The 17,190-nt window shown below is 70.4% G+C and carries 15 protein-coding genes; 7 read left to right on the top strand and 8 right to left on the bottom strand.

The window, feature by feature from the left end; translation table 11 throughout:
• Nucleotide 1: 1 nt before the first annotated feature.
• Entirely contained in the window at nucleotides 2-1,696 is a 1,695-nt protein-coding gene (locus tag Q4V64_RS28250; protein ID WP_124440452.1) for a PA14 domain-containing protein, read from the top strand.
• 561 nt (nucleotides 1,697-2,257) lie between these two features.
• On the opposite strand, the gene Q4V64_RS28245 is transcribed toward Q4V64_RS28250, so the two are convergent.
• The 5 genes from Q4V64_RS28245 to Q4V64_RS28225 form a co-directional block, all read right to left on the bottom strand.
• Nucleotides 2,258-2,710 carry a helix-turn-helix transcriptional regulator gene (locus tag Q4V64_RS28245; protein ID WP_124440482.1) on the bottom strand — a complete coding sequence of 151 codons (453 nt, stop codon included), beginning with the start codon at nucleotides 2,708-2,710 and terminating at the stop codon, nucleotides 2,258-2,260.
• A gap of 5 nt (nucleotides 2,711-2,715) precedes the next feature.
• Nucleotides 2,716-3,906: a molecular chaperone DnaJ gene (dnaJ, locus tag Q4V64_RS28240; protein ID WP_124440453.1), complete on the bottom strand. Its 1,191-nt coding sequence runs from the start codon at nucleotides 3,904-3,906 to the stop codon at nucleotides 2,716-2,718.
• Between the two features lie 33 nt (nucleotides 3,907-3,939).
• Complete coding sequence (gene grpE, locus Q4V64_RS28235; RefSeq protein WP_124440454.1) at nucleotides 3,940-4,641, bottom strand: nucleotide exchange factor GrpE; 702 nt, start codon at nucleotides 4,639-4,641, stop codon at nucleotides 3,940-3,942.
• On the bottom strand, nucleotides 4,638-6,497 hold the full coding sequence (gene dnaK / locus Q4V64_RS28230; protein ID WP_124440455.1) for a molecular chaperone DnaK: 1,860 nt from the start codon (nucleotides 6,495-6,497) through the stop codon (nucleotides 4,638-4,640). The genes grpE and dnaK overlap by 4 nt, the downstream gene beginning before the upstream one ends.
• Before the next feature lie 93 nt (nucleotides 6,498-6,590).
• Nucleotides 6,591-7,727, bottom strand: a complete 1,137-nt coding sequence (locus Q4V64_RS28225; protein ID WP_124440456.1) for an MraY family glycosyltransferase — start codon at nucleotides 7,725-7,727, stop codon at nucleotides 6,591-6,593.
• 233 nt (nucleotides 7,728-7,960) lie between these two features.
• Between Q4V64_RS28225 and Q4V64_RS28220 the strand changes: the two genes are divergently transcribed.
• Complete coding sequence (locus tag Q4V64_RS28220; protein ID WP_124440457.1) at nucleotides 7,961-10,291, top strand: (Fe-S)-binding protein; 2,331 nt, start codon at nucleotides 7,961-7,963, stop codon at nucleotides 10,289-10,291.
• Between the two features lie 77 nt (nucleotides 10,292-10,368).
• Here the strand turns inward: Q4V64_RS28220 and Q4V64_RS28215 are convergent, their stop codons facing one another.
• Nucleotides 10,369-10,740: a DUF6223 family protein gene (locus tag Q4V64_RS28215; protein ID WP_124440458.1), complete on the bottom strand. Its 372-nt coding sequence runs from the start codon at nucleotides 10,738-10,740 to the stop codon at nucleotides 10,369-10,371.
• A 363-nt stretch (nucleotides 10,741-11,103) separates the two neighbouring features.
• On the opposite strand from Q4V64_RS28215, the gene Q4V64_RS28210 reads away from it, so the two are divergent.
• The 3 genes from Q4V64_RS28210 to Q4V64_RS28200 are packed head-to-tail and all read left to right on the top strand — an operon-like array spanning nucleotide 11,104 to nucleotide 13,717.
• Nucleotides 11,104-12,303, top strand: coding sequence for a histidine kinase (locus tag Q4V64_RS28210; RefSeq protein ID WP_124440459.1), 1,200 nt, complete (start codon nucleotides 11,104-11,106; stop codon nucleotides 12,301-12,303).
• On the top strand, nucleotides 12,300-12,962 hold the full coding sequence (locus Q4V64_RS28205; protein WP_124440460.1) for a response regulator transcription factor: 663 nt from the start codon (nucleotides 12,300-12,302) through the stop codon (nucleotides 12,960-12,962). Before Q4V64_RS28210 ends, Q4V64_RS28205 begins: the two co-directional genes overlap by 4 nt.
• A 41-nt stretch (nucleotides 12,963-13,003) precedes the next feature.
• Nucleotides 13,004-13,717 (top strand): hypothetical protein, encoded by a 714-nt coding sequence (locus Q4V64_RS28200; RefSeq protein WP_124440461.1) that lies wholly within the window; start codon nucleotides 13,004-13,006, stop codon nucleotides 13,715-13,717.
• 5 nt (nucleotides 13,718-13,722) lie between these two features.
• Here the strand turns inward: Q4V64_RS28200 and Q4V64_RS28195 are convergent, their stop codons facing one another.
• The gene (locus Q4V64_RS28195; protein WP_124440462.1) at nucleotides 13,723-14,331 is read right to left on the bottom strand and encodes a TetR/AcrR family transcriptional regulator; all 609 of its coding nucleotides are present in this window, start codon (nucleotides 14,329-14,331) and stop codon (nucleotides 13,723-13,725) included.
• A 147-nt stretch (nucleotides 14,332-14,478) separates the two neighbouring features.
• Between Q4V64_RS28195 and Q4V64_RS28190 the strand changes: the two genes are divergently transcribed.
• Together Q4V64_RS28190 and Q4V64_RS28185 are read left to right on the top strand one after the other, a co-directional pair.
• Nucleotides 14,479-15,342, top strand: coding sequence for a class I SAM-dependent methyltransferase (locus Q4V64_RS28190; RefSeq protein ID WP_124440463.1), 864 nt, complete (start codon nucleotides 14,479-14,481; stop codon nucleotides 15,340-15,342).
• A gap of 190 nt (nucleotides 15,343-15,532) precedes the next feature.
• Nucleotides 15,533-16,528, top strand: a complete 996-nt coding sequence (locus Q4V64_RS28185) for a Yip1 family protein (protein ID WP_124440464.1) — start codon at nucleotides 15,533-15,535, stop codon at nucleotides 16,526-16,528.
• Nucleotides 16,529-16,691: 163 nt separating this feature from the next.
• Here Q4V64_RS28185 and Q4V64_RS28180 read toward each other — a convergent pair whose 3' ends face one another.
• On the bottom strand, nucleotides 16,692-17,189 hold the full coding sequence (locus Q4V64_RS28180; RefSeq protein WP_124440465.1) for a phosphoribosyltransferase: 498 nt from the start codon (nucleotides 17,187-17,189) through the stop codon (nucleotides 16,692-16,694).
• Between the last annotated feature and the right edge of the window lies 1 nt (nucleotide 17,190).

The following is a 17,190-nucleotide window of genomic DNA, read 5'->3' as shown; positions in this document are numbered from 1 at the left end:
CATGAGAAGCCTCGCCCTGCGGGCCACGGCACCGGCCGTCGTCCTGGCGACGGCGGGCGGCCTGCTCACGGCCCTCGCCGCCCCCGCGTCGGCCGCCACGACCTGCACCTCGCCGGTCTTCAAGCGGCAGTTCTTCGCCAACACCACCTTCTCCGGCACGCCGAAGAAGACGGACTGCGACAACGCCATCGACCAGAACTGGGGCACGGGCGCCCCGGCCTCCGGCCTGCCGACGAACAACTTCGGCGTGCGGTGGTCCGTGACCCGGGACTTCGGCTCCGGCGGTCCCTTCGCCCTCTCCGCCTCCGGGCTGGACGGCATCCGCGTCTACCTCGACGGCGTCCGCAAGATCGACCTCTGGAAGAACCTCTCCACCACCGTCTCCAAGACCGTCAACGTCACCATCCCCTCCGGCAAACACACCCTCCGCGTCGACTACGTCAACTGGACCGGCAGCGCGAACGTCAAGTTCGCCTACACGCCCCGCACCTCGGCGACCGTCGACACCGTCAAGCCGCTGACGCCGACCGGGACTTCGGTGTCGTACGACACCACCACCGGCAGGGCGAAGCTGATCTGGGCGAAGAACAAGGAGATGGACCTCGCCGGGTACAGGGTCTACCGCCGTCTCAAGGGGACGTCGTACGGCAGCACGCCCCTCGCGACGACCACCTCCACCTCGTACACGGACGCCACCCTCCCGGTCGCCGGCGACGCCTACTACTACGAGGTCCGCGCCTACGACAAGGCGGGCAACGTCTCGACGGGTACGGCCGATCAGCTCGTCACCACCGTCGACCGGGTCGCGCCCGGCGTGCCGGCCGGCGTGGAGATCACCGACGCCTCCGAGGCGGGCGGGCTGCGGGTCGGCTGGAGCGCCGTGCCGGGAGCGGCCTCGTACCGGGTGTACCGGGCGGCGAGCGCGGACGGCACGTACACCCGCCTCACCGACACGGCCCAGCTCTCCTACAAGGACACCTCGGCGACCGTGCGCACCACGTACTACTACCGGGTGAGCGCGCTCGACGCGGCGGGCAACGAGTCCGCGCGGTCCGCCACCGCCAGCGGGACGCGCCAGGACGACACCCCGCCCCCCACCGTCACCGGGCTGACGGTCACCCCGACCAAGTACGGATTCGTGCTGGACTGGGACGCGAACCCGGCACCCGACCTGTTCCGGTACGTCGTCTACACGGGCGAGCTCCTGCGCGACGGGGAGGACAGCGTCTGCTCCGCGCACCAGGAGGCGTGGCTGGCGCCCGGAGTCACCTCGTACAGGTACACCACCCTCCCGGACGGCGTGGAGCGCTGCTTCCTCATCGACGTCTACGACACCTCCTGGAACTCCCCGTACGAGTGGAGCAAGTCGGGCGAGATCGTGAGCGCCACCGAGCTCGACATCACGCCGAGCGTGCCGACGCCGGAGGACTCGCCGGTCCGGCTGACGGCGATCCCCAACCAGGGGAACGTCGACCTGTCCTGGTACCCCGTGACCGACGCCACCGGCTACCAGGTCTACCGCTGGAATCCGGACACCAAGGCGTACGAGAAGCTGGCGGCCACCACGACGGCGACCTCCTACGTGGACACCGCCGCCGCCACGGGCACCACCCACTTCTACTGGGTGACCGCCCTGTACGCCGACGGCACCGAGTCGGCGGCCGGCGGCGACTGGGCGGTCATGCCGCCTGAGTAGCGTCGCTGATGAGCTGAGGTTCCCTGGGCGATCCTGGGTGATCCTGGATGCCGGGAAGTGGTCCGTCGTGCTGGGCGGGGTTTGGACACCTGCCGTGGGACCGTGGGCCGTCGCCGCGGGGTGCGGTGCGGGTGCTCATCGTGTGCGGTACCTGCCGCCTGTGGCGCCGCCGGCTGCGGCGATTCGGAGGCTGCGGTATCCGCCCCGCCGGACGCTTTCCGCCCGGTGTGGACCCGGGCGGGGCGGGGACCCCGCGTCGCTTTCCTGGGCACGGGGCGGATTCTCGAGGAGACCGGAATCGTGACTGCTGCTCTCACCGGCCTCGCAGTGACACGCACGCTACCGAATGCACCATCACGCTCCCGCACCTCACGATAAACAATCACCGGAAAGTGCCATAAAAGGCTGATCCCATCACATTGAACACCACCCCGTGATACCCAGTCGCACCAAGGAACCACAGGCCATCAGGAGCACTGCGCACGACCCTGAGCACGCGAGGGGGCCCGGAGAATCCTCCGGGCCCCTTCGCGTGTACGTGCGCGTTCGGGTACGTGCTCGTCAGTCCGACGTCTGCTGCCGCTTGGGCCGCCACACCACCAGCGCGCTGGTCTGCTGCACCTCCTGGTACGGCACCAGGTCGCGGCGGTACGACGCGTGCACCGCGGCCTCGCGCTGCTGCATCGCGGCGGCGGCGCCGTCGAGGGCCGCTTGCAGTTCCGCGACCCGGGACTGGAGGGCGGCGACTTGGTTCTCCAGTTCGATGATCCGCTTGATGCCGGCCAGGTTGATGCCCTCGTCCTGCGACAACTGCTGAACGGTGCGCAGCAGTTCGATGTCGCGGGCCGAGTAGCGCCGGCCCCGGCCGGGGGTGCGGTCCGGGGAGACCAGGCCCAGGCGGTCGTACTGGCGCAGCGTCTGTGGGTGCAGGCCGGAGAGCTGGGCCGCCACCGAGATGACGTAGACCGGGGTTTCCTCGGTCAGTTCATACGGGTTGCGTCGACGACCGTCCATCTGCTTCATGCTCCCTTCGCGGCCTGGAACAGCTCCGCCCGCGGGTCCTCGCCCGCAGTGGCCTCGCGATACGCCTCCAGCGCATCACGAGCCTTCCCCGTCAGGTCCTTCGGGACACTCACCTCGACGGTGACCAACAGGTCGCCGCGGGTTCCGTCCTTGCGGACCGCGCCCTTGCCCCGGGCGCGCATGGTGCGGCCGTTGGGTGTGCCCGGCGGCAGCTTGAGCGTGACGGACGGGCCGCCCAGGGTCGGGACCCGGACCTCGCCGCCCAGTGCCGCCTCCGCGAACGTCACCGGCACCGTCACCGTGAGGTTGTCGCCCTTGCGGCCGAAGACCGGGTGGGCGTCCACATGCACGGTGACGTACAGGTCGCCGGCGGGGCCGCCGCGCTCGCCCGGTGCGCCCTTGCCGCGCAGCCGGATCCGCTGGCCGTCGGTGACGCCCGCCGGGATACGGACCTGCATGGTCCGGGACGACTTCGCCCGGCCGCTGCCCTTGCAGTCCAGGCAGGGGTGCTCGGCGATCAGGCCGCGTCCCTTGCAGTCCGGGCAGGGGTCCGTGAGGGAGAAGCCGCCGCCGGAGCCCCGCGCCACCTGGCCGGTGCCGACGCAGGTCGGGCACACGCGCGGCGTGCCGTTCTTGTCGCCGGTGCCGGAACAGGCCTTGCAGGGCTGCTGGCTGGACATCCGCAGCGGGACCGTCGCGCCCTCGATCGCCTCGGTGAAGCTGAGGGTGACCTCGGACTCGATGTCCTGGCCGCGCCGGGGCTGCGTACGCGTTCCCGTGCCCGCACCGCCCCGGTTGAACAGGCCCCCGAAGACGTCTCCGAGTCCGCCGCCGAAGCCGCCGGCTCCCTGGCCGCCCTGGCCGCCCGGGCCGCCGCCTCCGAAGAGGTCGCCCAGGTCGAAGTTGAAGGAGCCGCCGGCCCCGCCGGGCCCCGGGCGGAAGCCGCCGTTGCCGAAGAGGGCGCGTGCCTCGTCGTACTCCTTGCGCTTCTTGGGGTCGCCGAGGATGTCATTCGCCTCGGAGATCTCCTTGAAGCGCTCCTCGGCCTTGACGTTGCCCTTGTTGGCGTCCGGGTGGTACTCGCGGGCGAGCTTGCGGTACGCCTTCTTGATCTCGGCTTCGGTGGCGTCCTTGGGGACGCCGAGGACCTTGTAGTAGTCCTTCTCGATGAAGTCCTTGGTGCTCATCCTCGACGTCCCTCCTCTCCTGTCGGTTCAACGTCAGCCCTCGTCCGGGCCACCGTTCTCCTTGTCCTTCTCGTCGCCGGGGGCGGACGCCTCGGACGGCTCCTCGCCCTTGACGGTCTGCGCCCCCGGCTGGGGCTCGGCCACGGCCACCCGCGCGGGGCGGATGGTGCGCTCGCCGAAGCGATACCCGGGCTGCAGAATCGCCACGCACGTCGTCTCGGTGACGTCCGGCGCGTAACTGTGCATCAGGGCCTCGTGGATCGTCGGGTCGAAGGGCTCGCCCTCCTTGCCGAACTGCTGAAGCCCCATCTTCGCCGCGACGGTCTCCAGCGACTCGGCCACCGACTTGAAGCCGCCGACCAGCTCACCGTGTTCCCGCGCGCGGCCGATGTCGTCGAGCACGGGCAGGAGCTCGGTCAGGAGGTTCGCGATGGCGATCTCCTTGACCGTGATCCGGTCGCGCTCGACCCGGCGGCGGTAGTTCTGGTACTCGGCCTGAAGCCGCTGGAGGTCCGCCGTGCGCTCGCCGAGCGCCGTGCGTACCTGGTCCAGCTGCGCCGTCAGGCCGGCGATCTGTGCTGATGCGTCCCCGGCCGGGGCCGCCCCCTCCGTGCTCGAACCGGTCGAGCCGGCCGAGCCGTTCGTGGGGGAGGCGGCCTGCGGCTCGGCGTCGTCAGGGGTGGCGCCGGAAGGGACGTCGGGCTTCTCGTCGAAGCCCGGGGTCTCCTCCGTCACGCGGCACCGTCCTTGCGCTCGTCGTCCACGATTTCTGCGTCCACGACGTCGTCGTCGGCCTTGGCCTCGGACGCGCCCTCACCGGCACCGGCGGTGGCCTGCGACGCCTGCGTGTCGGCGTACATGGCCTGGCCGAGCTTCTGCGAGACAGCCGCGACCTTCTCGGTGGCGGTGCGGATCTCCGCTGTGTTGTCACCGTCGGCGGACTCACCCTTGAGAGCGGTCTTCAGCTCCTCGACGGACGCCTCGACCTCGGTCTTGATCTCGCCCGGGACCTTCTCCTCGTTGTCCTTGAGGAACTTCTCGGTCTGGTAGACCAGCTGCTCGCCCTGGTTGCGGGTCTCGGCGGCCTCGCGGCGGCGGTGGTCCTCCTCCGCGTACTGCTCGGCCTCCTGGCGCATCCGGTCGACCTCGTCCTTCGGCAGCGAGGAGCCGCCGGTGACGGTCATCTTCTGCTCCTTGCCCGTACCGAGGTCCTTCGCGGTGACGTGCATGATGCCGTTGGCGTCGATGTCGAAGGAGACCTCGATCTGCGGGACGCCACGCGGCGCCGGCGGCAGACCGGTCAGCTCGAACATCCCGAGCTTCTTGTTGTACGCCGCGATCTCGCGCTCGCCCTGGTAGACCTGGATCTGCACCGACGGCTGGTTGTCCTCGGCCGTGGTGAAGATCTCCGAACGCTTCGTCGGGATCGTGGTGTTGCGCTCGATCAGCTTGGTCATGATGCCGCCCTTGGTCTCGATACCGAGGGACAGCGGGGTGACGTCGAGGAGCAGAACGTCCTTGACCTCGCCCTTGAGGACACCGGCCTGGAGCGAGGCGCCGATGGCGACGACCTCGTCCGGGTTCACACCCTTGTTGGCCTCCTTGCCGCCGGTCAGCTCCTTGACGAGCTCGGCGACGGCGGGCATACGGGTGGAGCCACCGACGAGAACGACGTGGTCGATCTCGGAGAGGCTGATCCCGGCGTCCTTGATGACGTTGTGGAACGGCGTCTTGCAGCGCTCCAGCAGGTCGGCCGTCAGCTGCTGGAACTGGGCCCGGGTGAGCTTCTCGTCCAGGTGCAGCGGGCCCTCGGCGGAGGCCGTGATGTAGGGCAGGTTGATCGAGGTCTCGGTGGAGCTCGACAGCTCGATCTTGGCCTTCTCGGCGGCCTCACGCAGGCGCTGGAGGGCCATCTTGTCCTTGGACAGGTCCACGCCGTGGCCGGACTGGAACTGCTTGACCAGGTAGTCCATGACCCGCTGGTCCCAGTCGTCACCACCGAGGTGGTTGTCGCCGTTGGTGGCCTTCACCTCGACGACGCCGTCACCGATCTCCAGCAGGGACACGTCGAAGGTGCCGCCACCGAGGTCGAAGACGAGGATCGTCTGGTCGTCCTTGTCCAGGCCGTAGGCCAGGGCCGCCGCGGTGGGCTCGTTGACGATGCGAAGGACGTTGAGACCGGCGATCTCGCCGGCTTCCTTCGTCGCCTGACGCTCGGAGTCGTTGAAGTACGCCGGGACGGTGATGACCGCGTCGGTCACCTTCTCGCCCAGGTAGGACTCGGCGTCCCGCTTGAGCTTCTGCAGGATGAACGCGGAGATCTGCTGCGGGTTGAAGGGCTTCCCGTCGAGCTCGATCTTCCAGTCCGTGCCCATGTGGCGCTTCACGGAGCGGATGGTCCGGTCCACGTTGGTGACCGCCTGGCGCTTGGCCACCTCTCCGACGAGCACCTCACCGTTCTTGGCGAAGGCGACGACGGACGGCGTGGTCCTGGCGCCCTCGGCGTTGGTGATGACGGTGGGCTCGCCGCCCTCCAGAACGCTGACGACGGAGTTAGTCGTGCCCAGGTCGATGCCGACCGCACGTGCCATTGTGATTCCTCCAGCTGACTTGAGTGGAACGGACTCAAGTGTGCACGACGCCCTGCGCTCGGTCAACAGACCTGAGTCGGACGGACTCAACTCTTATCCGTTCCTTACACGCAACCGGGCGCTGACCTGCGGAGACACGGATCCATGAGGGCTGCGGGAGGCGCCGGAACCAGGGGAACCTCCTGAGCCGCCGATGCGGCCGGTGCGGCCGGTGCCGCCGGTGCGGCCGAAACCAGCGGAGCCGCCGGAGCCGCCGGAGCCGCGAGGGCCGTACACCCGGATCGGCAGCAGTGCGAGTACGACGAGCAGGGCGCCCCCCGCCACCCACAACACCCTGGACTCCGCCGCCCATCCCAGATGCACGAGGACTGCGACGAGTACCCCGGAGAACGCGGCGACACCGAGCAGGATCGTCACGCCCGGCGGGGTGAGCCCGAGCCGGCGCAGCCGGTGCGCGAGATGGTCGGGGCCGCGGCGCAGCAGGGGCCGTCCGGCCAGCCGCCGGGACAGGAGCACGAGGACGACGTCGGCGCCCGCCACGGCCGTGAGCGCGAACAACACCCCGGCGCTGGAGGCCAGTTCGTACCCGGTGCGGGTGAACACGGCCGCCGAGGCGAGCACGAAGCCGGTGAACAGCGAGCCGCACGAACCGAGCCCCACGCGCGCGGGAGGCCAGTTGTGCATCAGGAACCCGGTCAGCGCGGCGGCCAGCACGCTCAGCAGCGCGGCGAGCCCGTCCATCACCTCGGCCGCCGCGCACACCCCCACCCCGAAGGCGGTGACGACCCCCAGGGTGCCCGTCAGCGCGTCCGAGTGGTCGAGCGCCCGGAAACCGACGGAGACACACACGATCCAGCCCACCGCCAGCAGCCCGCCGGGCACCCCGGCCCCCTCGTACGGCACCACGCAGACCGCCGCGACCGCCGTACCGCCGATCAGGAACCGCGCCTTCACCCGCCGCACGTCGGCGACCAGCCCGAGCAGGGCCACGGCCGCCCCGGCCACGAGCACATCGCGGGCATCGTCGCCGAGCGGCGCGACGCCGGTCCACTCCCCGGCGGCCGCCACCAGGCAGGTGACGAGCGCGACGGCCACGCCGCCGAACAGCGGAAGCGGCCGCTGCCGACGCCGGTCGAGGACACCGAGGCGCCGGGCGGGGGCCCGGAGCAGCGCGGTGAGGACGGCGGCGAGGAGCAGGGCGGTGGTGGCGGCGGCGATCCCGTAGAGCACGGATCTAAGTTAGGGGCGAATGTATCAATTTGGTACGAATAACACGTTCAGATCTTAAGGCAACCCTCAGCGACGCAGATCACCGCACGGCTGGCTACAGTGCGACGGAAGATGGGGGTAGTCTCAAACCGACCGCATAAGTTACCGCTTAGTAATACCGCTTGGTAATCTCGAAGTAATCTCGAAGAGCCCAGGCAGGTATCTCGAACCTCGCAGGCCCGAGGAGCCCCGAAATGCAACTCGCCGCGATCATCGTGTCGCTGGTCCTGACCGTGGTCGGCGTTGCGCTGCTCGCACGCGCCATCGGCCAGTTCGTCCGGTACTTCAAGCTGGGCCAGCCCGTGCCCGCCGGCAGCCGCACCGACAACCCCTATTCGCGCAGTGTGACGCTGGTGCGGGAGTTCCTCGGCCACACGCGGATGAACCGCTGGGGCATCGTCGGCGTCGCCCACTGGTTCGTGGCGATCGGCTTCCTGACGCTGCCGCCGACCATCATCACCGCCTACGGCCAGCTCTTCCAGGCCGACTGGACGCTCCCGGTGATCGGCGGCTTCCTGCCGTACGAGCTGTACATCGAGTTCATCGCGGCGATGACGACCATCGGCATCGCGGTCCTGATGGTCATCCGCCTGCTGAACCTGCCCTCGCGGCCCGGCCGCAAGTCGCGGTTCGCGGGCTCGAAGATGGGCCAGGCGTACTTCGTCGAGTACGTCATCCTCACCATCGGCCTGGCCATCTACGTGCTGCGCGGCCTGGAGGGCGCGCTGCACCACGTCGAGCACTACGAGGCCGCGTACTTCGCCTCGTATCCGCTGGTCCTGGCCTTCAAGGGCCTGAGCGTCGGCGCGCTGCAGAACCTCGTCTACCTCTTCGCGATGATCAAGCTGGGCACGACCATGATCTGGATGATCACGGTCTCGCTCAACACCAACATGGGTGTGGCCTGGCACCGCTTCCTCGCCTTCCCGAACATCTGGTTCAAGCGCGAGGCGACGGGCGGGACGGCGCTCGGCGCGCTGCAGCCGATGACGTCCGGCGGCGAGCCGATCGACTTCACCGACCCCGGCGAGGACGACGTCTTCGGTGTCTCCCAGGTCGAGCAGTTCTCCTGGAAGGGCCTGCTGGACTTCTCCACCTGCACCGAGTGCGGGCGCTGCCAGTCGCAGTGCCCGGCGTGGAACACGGGCAAGCCCCTGTCCCCCAAGCTGCTGATCATGTCCCTGCGGGACCACGCCCACGCCAAGGCGCCGTACCTGCTGGCCGGCGGCGGCAAGACGGTGGAGGGCGAGGAGAAGGCGTCCGAGGAGCAGCTGGCTTCGGTGCCGGCGGCAGCGTTGGCCGAGGCCGAGCGCCCGCTCATCGGCACCGCCGAGCCTGCATCTGACAGCGGCTTCGCCGCGGGCGGAGTCATCGACCCGGACGTCCTGTGGTCCTGCACCACCTGCGGCGCCTGCGTCGAGCAGTGCCCGGTGGACATCGAGCACGTCGACCACATCGTCGACATGCGCCGCTACCAGGTGATGATCGAGTCGGCGTTCCCGTCCGAGGCGGGCACGATGCTCAAGAACCTGGAGAAGAAGGGCAACCCCTGGGGCCTGGCCAAGAAGCAGCGCCTGGAGTGGACGAAGGAAGTCGACTTCGAGGTGCCGGTGGTCGGCAAGGACATCGAGGACCTGTCCGAGGTCGAGTACCTGTACTGGGTCGGGTGTGCGGGCGCCCTGGAGGACCGCGCCAAGAAGACCACCAAGGCCTTCGCGGAGCTGCTGCACATGGCGGGCGTGAAGTTCGCGATCATGGGCGGCGACGAGAAGTGCACGGGTGACTCGGCGCGCAGGCTCGGCAACGAGCCCCTGTTCCAGGAGCTCGGCATGGAGAACGTGGCCGCGCTGAACATGGCGTTCGGGGAGGAGATGGACGACGAGGGCAAGGTGACCGAGGAGTCACGCAAGCCGAAGTCGGCGAAGAAGATCGTCGCCACCTGCCCCCACTGCCTCAACACCCTCGGCAACGAGTACCCGCAGCTCGGCGGCGACTACGAGGTAATCCACCACACCCAGCTGCTCCAGCACCTGGTGGACGAGGGCAAGCTGGTCCCGGTGACGCCGGTCGAGGGCCTCATCACGTACCACGACCCCTGCTACCTGGGCCGCCACAACAAGATCTACACGCCCCCGCGCGAGATCATCGCGAGCGTCCCGGGCCTGCGGAACGAGGAGATGCACCGCCACAAGGAGCGCGGCTTCTGCTGCGGCGCCGGTGGTGCGCGGATGTGGATGGAGGAGCGGATCGGCAAGCGCATCAACAACGAGCGGGTGGACGAGGCGCTGTCGCTGAACCCCGACATCGTGTCGACGGCCTGTCCGTTCTGCCTGGTGATGCTGACCGACTCCGTCAACGGCAAGAAGAACGATGGCAAGGCGAAGGAGTCGATCCAGGTGGTCGACGTGGCCCAGCTGCTGCTGGAGTCCGTCAGGACACCCGTCACGGACGACGAGCCGGACGACGAGCCCCCGGCGGGCGACGCGGACGCGGAGAGCGCGCCGGAGCCGCAGCCGGTGAAGTAGGCGTTACGGCTGTTCCGACGCCCTCTGCCCTTACGGGGCAGGGGGCGTCGTCGTTTCCGCGACGAGTCCTCAGCCGGTCAGCCCGCGCGGCGGTGCGGCACTGCGGCTGCGGCGCTGTTGCGGGAGCGCGCCAGTGCCAGCCCACCGAGGGCCATGGCGATCAGCCCCACCACCAGGGCCACGATGGCCCCGCCCAGCCCGTTGCCGGTGCCGAGGCCACCGTCGGAGGTGGCCACGACCAGCGCACCGACAGCCATGGCGATCAGCCCTGCGGACAGGGGCACGACGGTTCCGAGCCGTCCGGAGCCGGTGCCGAAACGACCGGCGGGGCGGGCCAGAGCCAGTGCGCCTATGACCACGCCGATCAGCCCCAGCACGGCGGCCGTGGTGGCCCCGAGTCGCCCGGCGCTCATGGCGTACACACTGGCGGCGATCGATGTTGAGCTCATGTCCCTCTCCTCTTTCGTGCGTCGCGTTCCCGTTTCGGAATTCCGGGGTTCGGCTGTCGTCGGATTCCGGGGTTCGGCCGTCGTCGGATTCCGGGGTTCGGCCGTCGTCGGATTCCGGGGTTCGGCCGTCGTCGGATTCCGGGGTTCGGCCGTCGTCGGATTCCGCGGTTCGGCCGTCGCCCGATCATGTCGCCGGGCGCACCCTCCGGTCGTCCCGCAGACGCATACACTCCGCGCTGCCGCCGATGACGAACGCGGCTGCCGCGGACGTCGTAGACGCCGCGGCGGTACCGCGAGCGCGGTAGTCGGCCACTCGTCCGCGAGCTGGACTCGCCCGCGGCGACATCCGGCTACGGTGCGCGCATGAGAACAGGACTGTCCGGAGTCCCGGCCGGGGTCAGAGACTGGGCGATCGCCGTCGGCGTGGCGGCGGCGCTGCTGCTCACCGGGCTGTCCGGGCAGCACTCCGCCACGAACCTCGACCTGCTCGGCTACGCGCTGCTGGTGGCCGGCGGCCTGGCGCTGGCCGCGCGCCGCCGGGCCCCGGTACCCGTCCTGGCCGTCACCGGGCTGTGCGCGGTGGGTTACCAGGCGGCCGGATTCGACGTGGCCGCCGTCGCGTACCTGTTCGCGGTCTACGCCGCCGTACGGGCGGGACACCGCACCCTCACGATCGCGGTGTCCGTGACCGTGCTGGCCGCTCTCCCCCTCGCCGCCCTGGTCTCGGGCTCGCACGACACGAGCGAGGCGTTCGCGCAGGCCCGGGGCGCCCTCGAGCTGGCCTGGCTGATCGCGGCCGGTGCCGCGGGTGAAGCGCTGCGGCAGGCCGAGCGGCGGGCGGACGAGGCCGAGCGCACCCGGGAGGAGACCGCGCGGCGTCGCGCCGACGAGGAGCGGCTGCACATCGCGCGGGAGCTGCACGATTCCCTCACCCACCAGATCTCGATCATCAAGGTGCAGGCCGAAGTCGCCGTCCACGTGGCCCGCAAGCGCGGCGAACAGGTACCGGAGGCGTTGCTGGCGATCCAGCAGGCCGGACGGGAGGCGACCCGGGAACTGCGCGCCACCCTGGAGGCACTGCGCGACGACGACACCGCCCCGCCGCGGGGACTCGACGACGTCCCGGAACTGGTGGAACGGGCCCGCACCATCGGCCTGGACGCGACGCTGACGATCGAGGGGCAACGACACGACGTGCCGGCCGCGGTGGACCGTACCGTCTACCGGATCGTTCAGGAATCGCTCACCAACATCGCCCGTCACGCGGACGCCGCCACGGCGTCGGTCCGGATCGACTGCCGTCCGGACGCCCTCGCGATACGCGTCGACGACGACGGCAAGGCCACACCGGACACGGCCCCGGTGCCCGGCGTCGGACTGCTCGGGATGCGCGAACGCATCACCGCCCTCGGCGGTCGCCTGCGCGCGGAACCGCGCGGCGGGGGAGGCTTCACCGTCCAGGCCGAACTCCCTGTCGACCGGGTGGCCCAGCTGGATCAGATGAACCAGATGGATCAGAGGGATCAGAGGGATCACATGGATCAGATGGATCAGATGTCATGATCCGTGTCCTGCTGATCGACGACCAGCCGCTCCTGCGCAGCGGATTCCGCGCGCTCCTCGATCTCGAGGACGACATCGAGGTGGTGGCCGAGGCCGGCGACGGCGAGGAGGGCCTGGCCCTCACCCGGGAGCATCGGCCCGACGTCGCGCTCATCGACATCCGGATGCCGGTCCTCGACGGCATCGAGGCGACCCGGCGCATCGCCGCGGACCCCGACCTGGCCGGGGTGCACGTCGTCATCCTGACCAACTACGGCTTCGACGAGTACGTCCTCGACGCGCTGCGCGCGGGAGCAGCCGGATTCCTCGTCAAGGACATCGTCCCGGAGGACCTCCTGCACGCCGTACGCGTCGCCGCCCGCGGTGACGCCCTGCTCGCACCGTCGATCACCCGCAAGCTGATCAACCGGTACGTCAGCCAGCCGCTCCCCACCGGTGCCGGCACGGAGCTGACAGAGCTGACCAACCGCGAACGCGAGGCCGTCACCCTGGTCGCGCAGGGCCTGTCCAACGACCAGATCGCCGACCGCATGGTGATCAGCCCGATGACCGCCAAGACCCACATCAACCGGGCCATGACCAAGCTCCACGCCCGCGACCGCGCCCAACTCGTGGTCCTCGCCTACGAGTCCGGCCTGGTGGCCCCACGCAACCGCTGACAGGCGGGCCAGGAGGGGCCAGGAGGGGCCATGATCGCCTCGTGACGACATCCGAGCAACTCCTGGTCCGGGCCGCCGCCCGCAACAACGCCCAGTGGTGCGCGGCGATGAGCCGTTCGCACGGCCTGGAGGGCGAGTTCGGGGCACAGGCCTGGACCGCCCCGGCCCGCACACCGCCGTACTATCCCGACGCCGTGACGCTGGTGCCGGGAGCCGACCCGGCCGCACTGGTCGCCCGGATCGACACCGCCGCGCCCGGCGCCTCCGTCAAGGACAGCTTCGCCGACCTCGACCTGGCGGGGGCAGGCTTCCACGTCCTGTTCGAAGCGCAGTGGATCCACCGCCCGGCGAGTGCGCACGACATCAAGTCGGATCTCGCCTGGGACATCGTGGACGATCCGAGCACACTGCACACCTGGGCGTCGGCCTGGGACGACGGGGACGGACACGCGGACCTCTTCCGGCCCGAACTGCTCGCTGCCCCGGCGACGTTCGTGCTCGCCGGGCGGGCGCCTGGCGGCGGCCGGTTGGCCGCCGGAGCAGTGGCGACCCGCAGCGAACAGGTGGTCGGCATCTCCAACGTCTTCGCCGGGGACGGCCGCCCTGACGCGGCCTGGCCGGGTGTACTGGATACGGTGAAGTGGCTGTTCCCCACTCTGCCGGTGGTCGGCTACGAGCGCGGCGACGACCTCGCAGCCGCCGTGCGCCACGGCTTCGAGCCGGTCGGCCCGCTGCGGGTCTGGCTGCACGGCTGACGCTTCTACGTCCCTCGCACCACACCCCCGACAACCGTAAGCACGACCTTGCGCACAGCCCCCGTCTCCGGCGCACCACTCCCCCTGTTCGCCCTCCCCCGGTCGGCGAACAGCAGGTGCACGGCTCCGATCAGGGTCGGGGCGAGTGTCTCGACGTCGGCGTCGGGTGCGACACGGCCGAGATCGCGTTCGGCGGTGAGGTACGACGCGACCATGGCCGTGGCCTCCGTCAGCAGCGGCACGCCGGTCGAGCCGGCCGTGCGCAGCCGGGTGCGCAGGTCGTCCCGGAAGATGACGAGGCCGACGATCGACACGGCGACCGCGTCGAACAGTTCCGTCAGCGCGGCGGCGAGGTTGGCGGGGACGGTGCGGGTGCCGGCCGCCGCGCGCAGGGCCGCGGACTGGCCGTCCAGCCGGGCGATGCGGTCCAGCACGAGCTCCGCGAGGAAGGCGTCGAAGTCGGCGAAGTGCCGGTGCAGGACGCCCTTGGCGCAGCCCGCCTCCGTGGTGACCGCCCGGCTGGTGAGCGCGTGCGGGCCGTCGCGGAGCAGGATCCGCTCGGCCGCGTCGAACAACTGCCGGCGCGCGTCGCGCATGGCCACCCCTGTCGGCATACCGCGCGTCTCCCTTCGCGAGTGGCGTGCGCCCAATAGCGACGAGTGGGCGTACGCCCAGACTGCCGAGTGGACGTGCGCCCAGAGCGACGAATGGGCGTACGCCCAGTATTGACGAGTGGGCGAGCGCCCGTTCATAGTGGGCGCATGCCCACTCCGCTGCCGCCGCCCCCGGATCAGCCCCACCAGCCCCAGGCCCACCAGCCCCACCAGGCCCGCCTGATCGCCGAGTCCTTCGGCACGGACGCCGAACGCTACGACCGCGCCCGCCTCCGCTACCCCGACGCCCTGGTGAGCCGGATCACCGAGAGCGTCCCCGGGCCCCCTGAACCGGACATCCTCGACGTCGGCTGCGGCACCGGCATCGCCGCCCGGCAGTTCCTGGCGGCCGGCGGCCGCGTCCTCGGCGTCGAACCCGACGCGCGGATGGCCGAGCTCGCACGGCGGCTCGGCGTCGACGTCGACGTGGCACGTTTCGAGGAGTGGGACCCGGCCGGCCGGGAGTTCGACGCGGTCGTCGCCGGGACGGCCTGGCACTGGATCGACCCGGTCGCGGGCGCGGCCAAGGCCGCGCGGGTGCTGCGGCCGGGCGGGCGGCTGGCACCCTTCTGGCACGTCTTCCAACTACCGCCCCGCCTCGCGCAAGCCGTCGCCGACCTCTGCGAACGCGTCCTGCCCGACGCGCCGTTCGACTTCCGGTCGGCGCTGACGAGGCCCGCCCTCGCCACGTCCCAGACCCTGTTCGACAAGGCCGCCGACGGCATCCGGAAGGCCGGCGGGTTCGGCGAACCGGAGCAGTGGCGATACGACTGGGAGCACACCTACACCCGCGACGAGTTCGACCAGATGCCCACCCAGGGCGCCTTCACCCGCGTCCCGCCGGACCGGCTGGCGCAGGTGCTGGAGGGCGTCGGCGCGGCCGTCGACGCGATGGGCGGCACCTTCACGATGCCGTACACGACGGTGGCGGTCACCGCGACGCGGAACGGGGCCAGCGGAACGGGCCCATGAGCTCCCACCGGCGCCCGCACCCTCAGGCGCGCACGTACGGCGCGTTCGGCGCCAACCTCACAGGCTGACGACGAACAGGCGTGCCAGGCAGGCCACGCAGACCACGCAGACCACGCAGACCGTCAAGGCCTCTCCCGTACGGCGCACCCCTGAGCCGTCCCCCCGGCTCCCCCGCCCCTTCCCTTAGGGGATGTCACAGCTCGGCCGCAAAGCCGGGCCCGATCCGTCGGGCCCGGCACGTCACTCTCCGGGACCAGGTACGTTCGAAGGCGTGGCTGGATTCAGGATCGGACGCGGCCGGACCAACGGCGCTCCTCACGCGCGACCGCAACAACCTCCGTACGGGCAACAGGCGCCCCAGGGACCGGGACCGGGACCCGGTCCGGGACCGTCGTACGGCGGCTACCCCCCGGCGCCGCAGCCGTACCCAGGGCAGCAGCAGTACGGCCCCGGGCCCGGCGGCCAGGCCGGCGGCTACGACGAGCCGGAGTACTTCGGCGACGGCGCCCCGTACCCGCAGCAGGGCGGCCCGGACCCGTACGCCGCCAACAACCCTGGCCACACCCAGGCGTTCACCGTCGGCGAGGACCCCTACAACCAGGGCGGGACCTACCGCGCGGGCTCGGCTCCCGCGGCCCCGGTCGGCCCCCGCCTGCACTGGAAGCCGCTGCTGCGGGGAGTGATCCTCTCCCCCAACCAGACCTTCCTCCAGATGCGGGACTACGCGATGTGGGGCCCGGCCCTCATCGTGACCTTCTTCTACGGCCTGCTCGCGGTCTTCGGCTTCGACGGCGCCCGCGAGGATGCGATAAACGCCACACTCTCGAACGCGGTGCCCATCGTCCTGGTCACCGCCGTCGCGATGGTGCTGAGCTCCTTCGTCCTGGGCGTGGTCACCCACACCCTGGCCCGCCAGCTCGGCGGCGACGGCGCCTGGCAGCCCACGGTCGGCCTCTCCATGCTGATCATGTCCCTCACGGACGCCCCTCGCCTGGTCGTCGCGATGTTCTTCGGCGGCGACGCGAGCTTCGTCCAGCTCCTGGGCTGGGCGACCTGGGTGGCGGGCGGCGCCCTGCTGACCCTCATGGTCAGCCGCTCCCACGACCTGCCGTGGCCGAAGGCGCTGGGCGCGGCGGCGATCCAGCTGATCGCGCTGCTGTCGATCGTGAAGCTGGGCACGTTCTAGGCGTTTGCGTCGCTGTAGTACGAGACGTACGACGAGAAGGGCTCCCGGCGCGAGGCCGGGAGCCCTTGCTGCTGTGACCGTCAAGCCGGGCAGGCGGTGCTGTCAGGCCGTGCTGTCAGGCCGTGCTGTCAGGCCGTGCTGTCAGGCCGGGCAGGCTGTGCTGTCAGGCGTCGAGGACCTGCCCGGCGCGCCGGACCACGGGCGGCTGGACGGACCACGGGAAGTTGATCCACTCATCCGTCCGCTTCCACACGTACTCGCACTTCACGAGCGACTGCGACTTCTCGTAGATCACGGCGCTACGCACTTCGGCGACGGCGTCGAGGCAGAAGTCGCGCACGAGCTTGAGCGTCCTGCCGGTATCGGCGACGTCGTCAGCGATCAGCACCTTCTTGTCGGTGAAGTCGATGACGTTGGGGACGGGAGCGAGCATGACGGGCATCTCGAGGGTCGTCCCCACCCCCGTATAGAACTCCACGTTCACCAGGTGGAGGTTCTTGCAGTCGAGGGCGTAGGCGAGCCCACCGGCCACGAAGACACCGCCACGGGCGATGGAGAGCACGACGTCGGGCTCGTAGCCGTCGTCGGCGACGGCCTGCGCGAGCTCGCGCACGGCGACGCCGAAAGCCTCGTAGGTCAGGTTCTCTCGTATGTCACTCATG

The organism is Streptomyces sp. NL15-2K, from assembly GCF_030551255.1.
Taxonomy (GTDB): domain Bacteria; phylum Actinomycetota; class Actinomycetes; order Streptomycetales; family Streptomycetaceae; genus Streptomyces.
The sequence above is the reverse complement of the archived record's forward strand: the minus strand, read 5'-3'. Positions and strand labels throughout refer to the sequence as shown.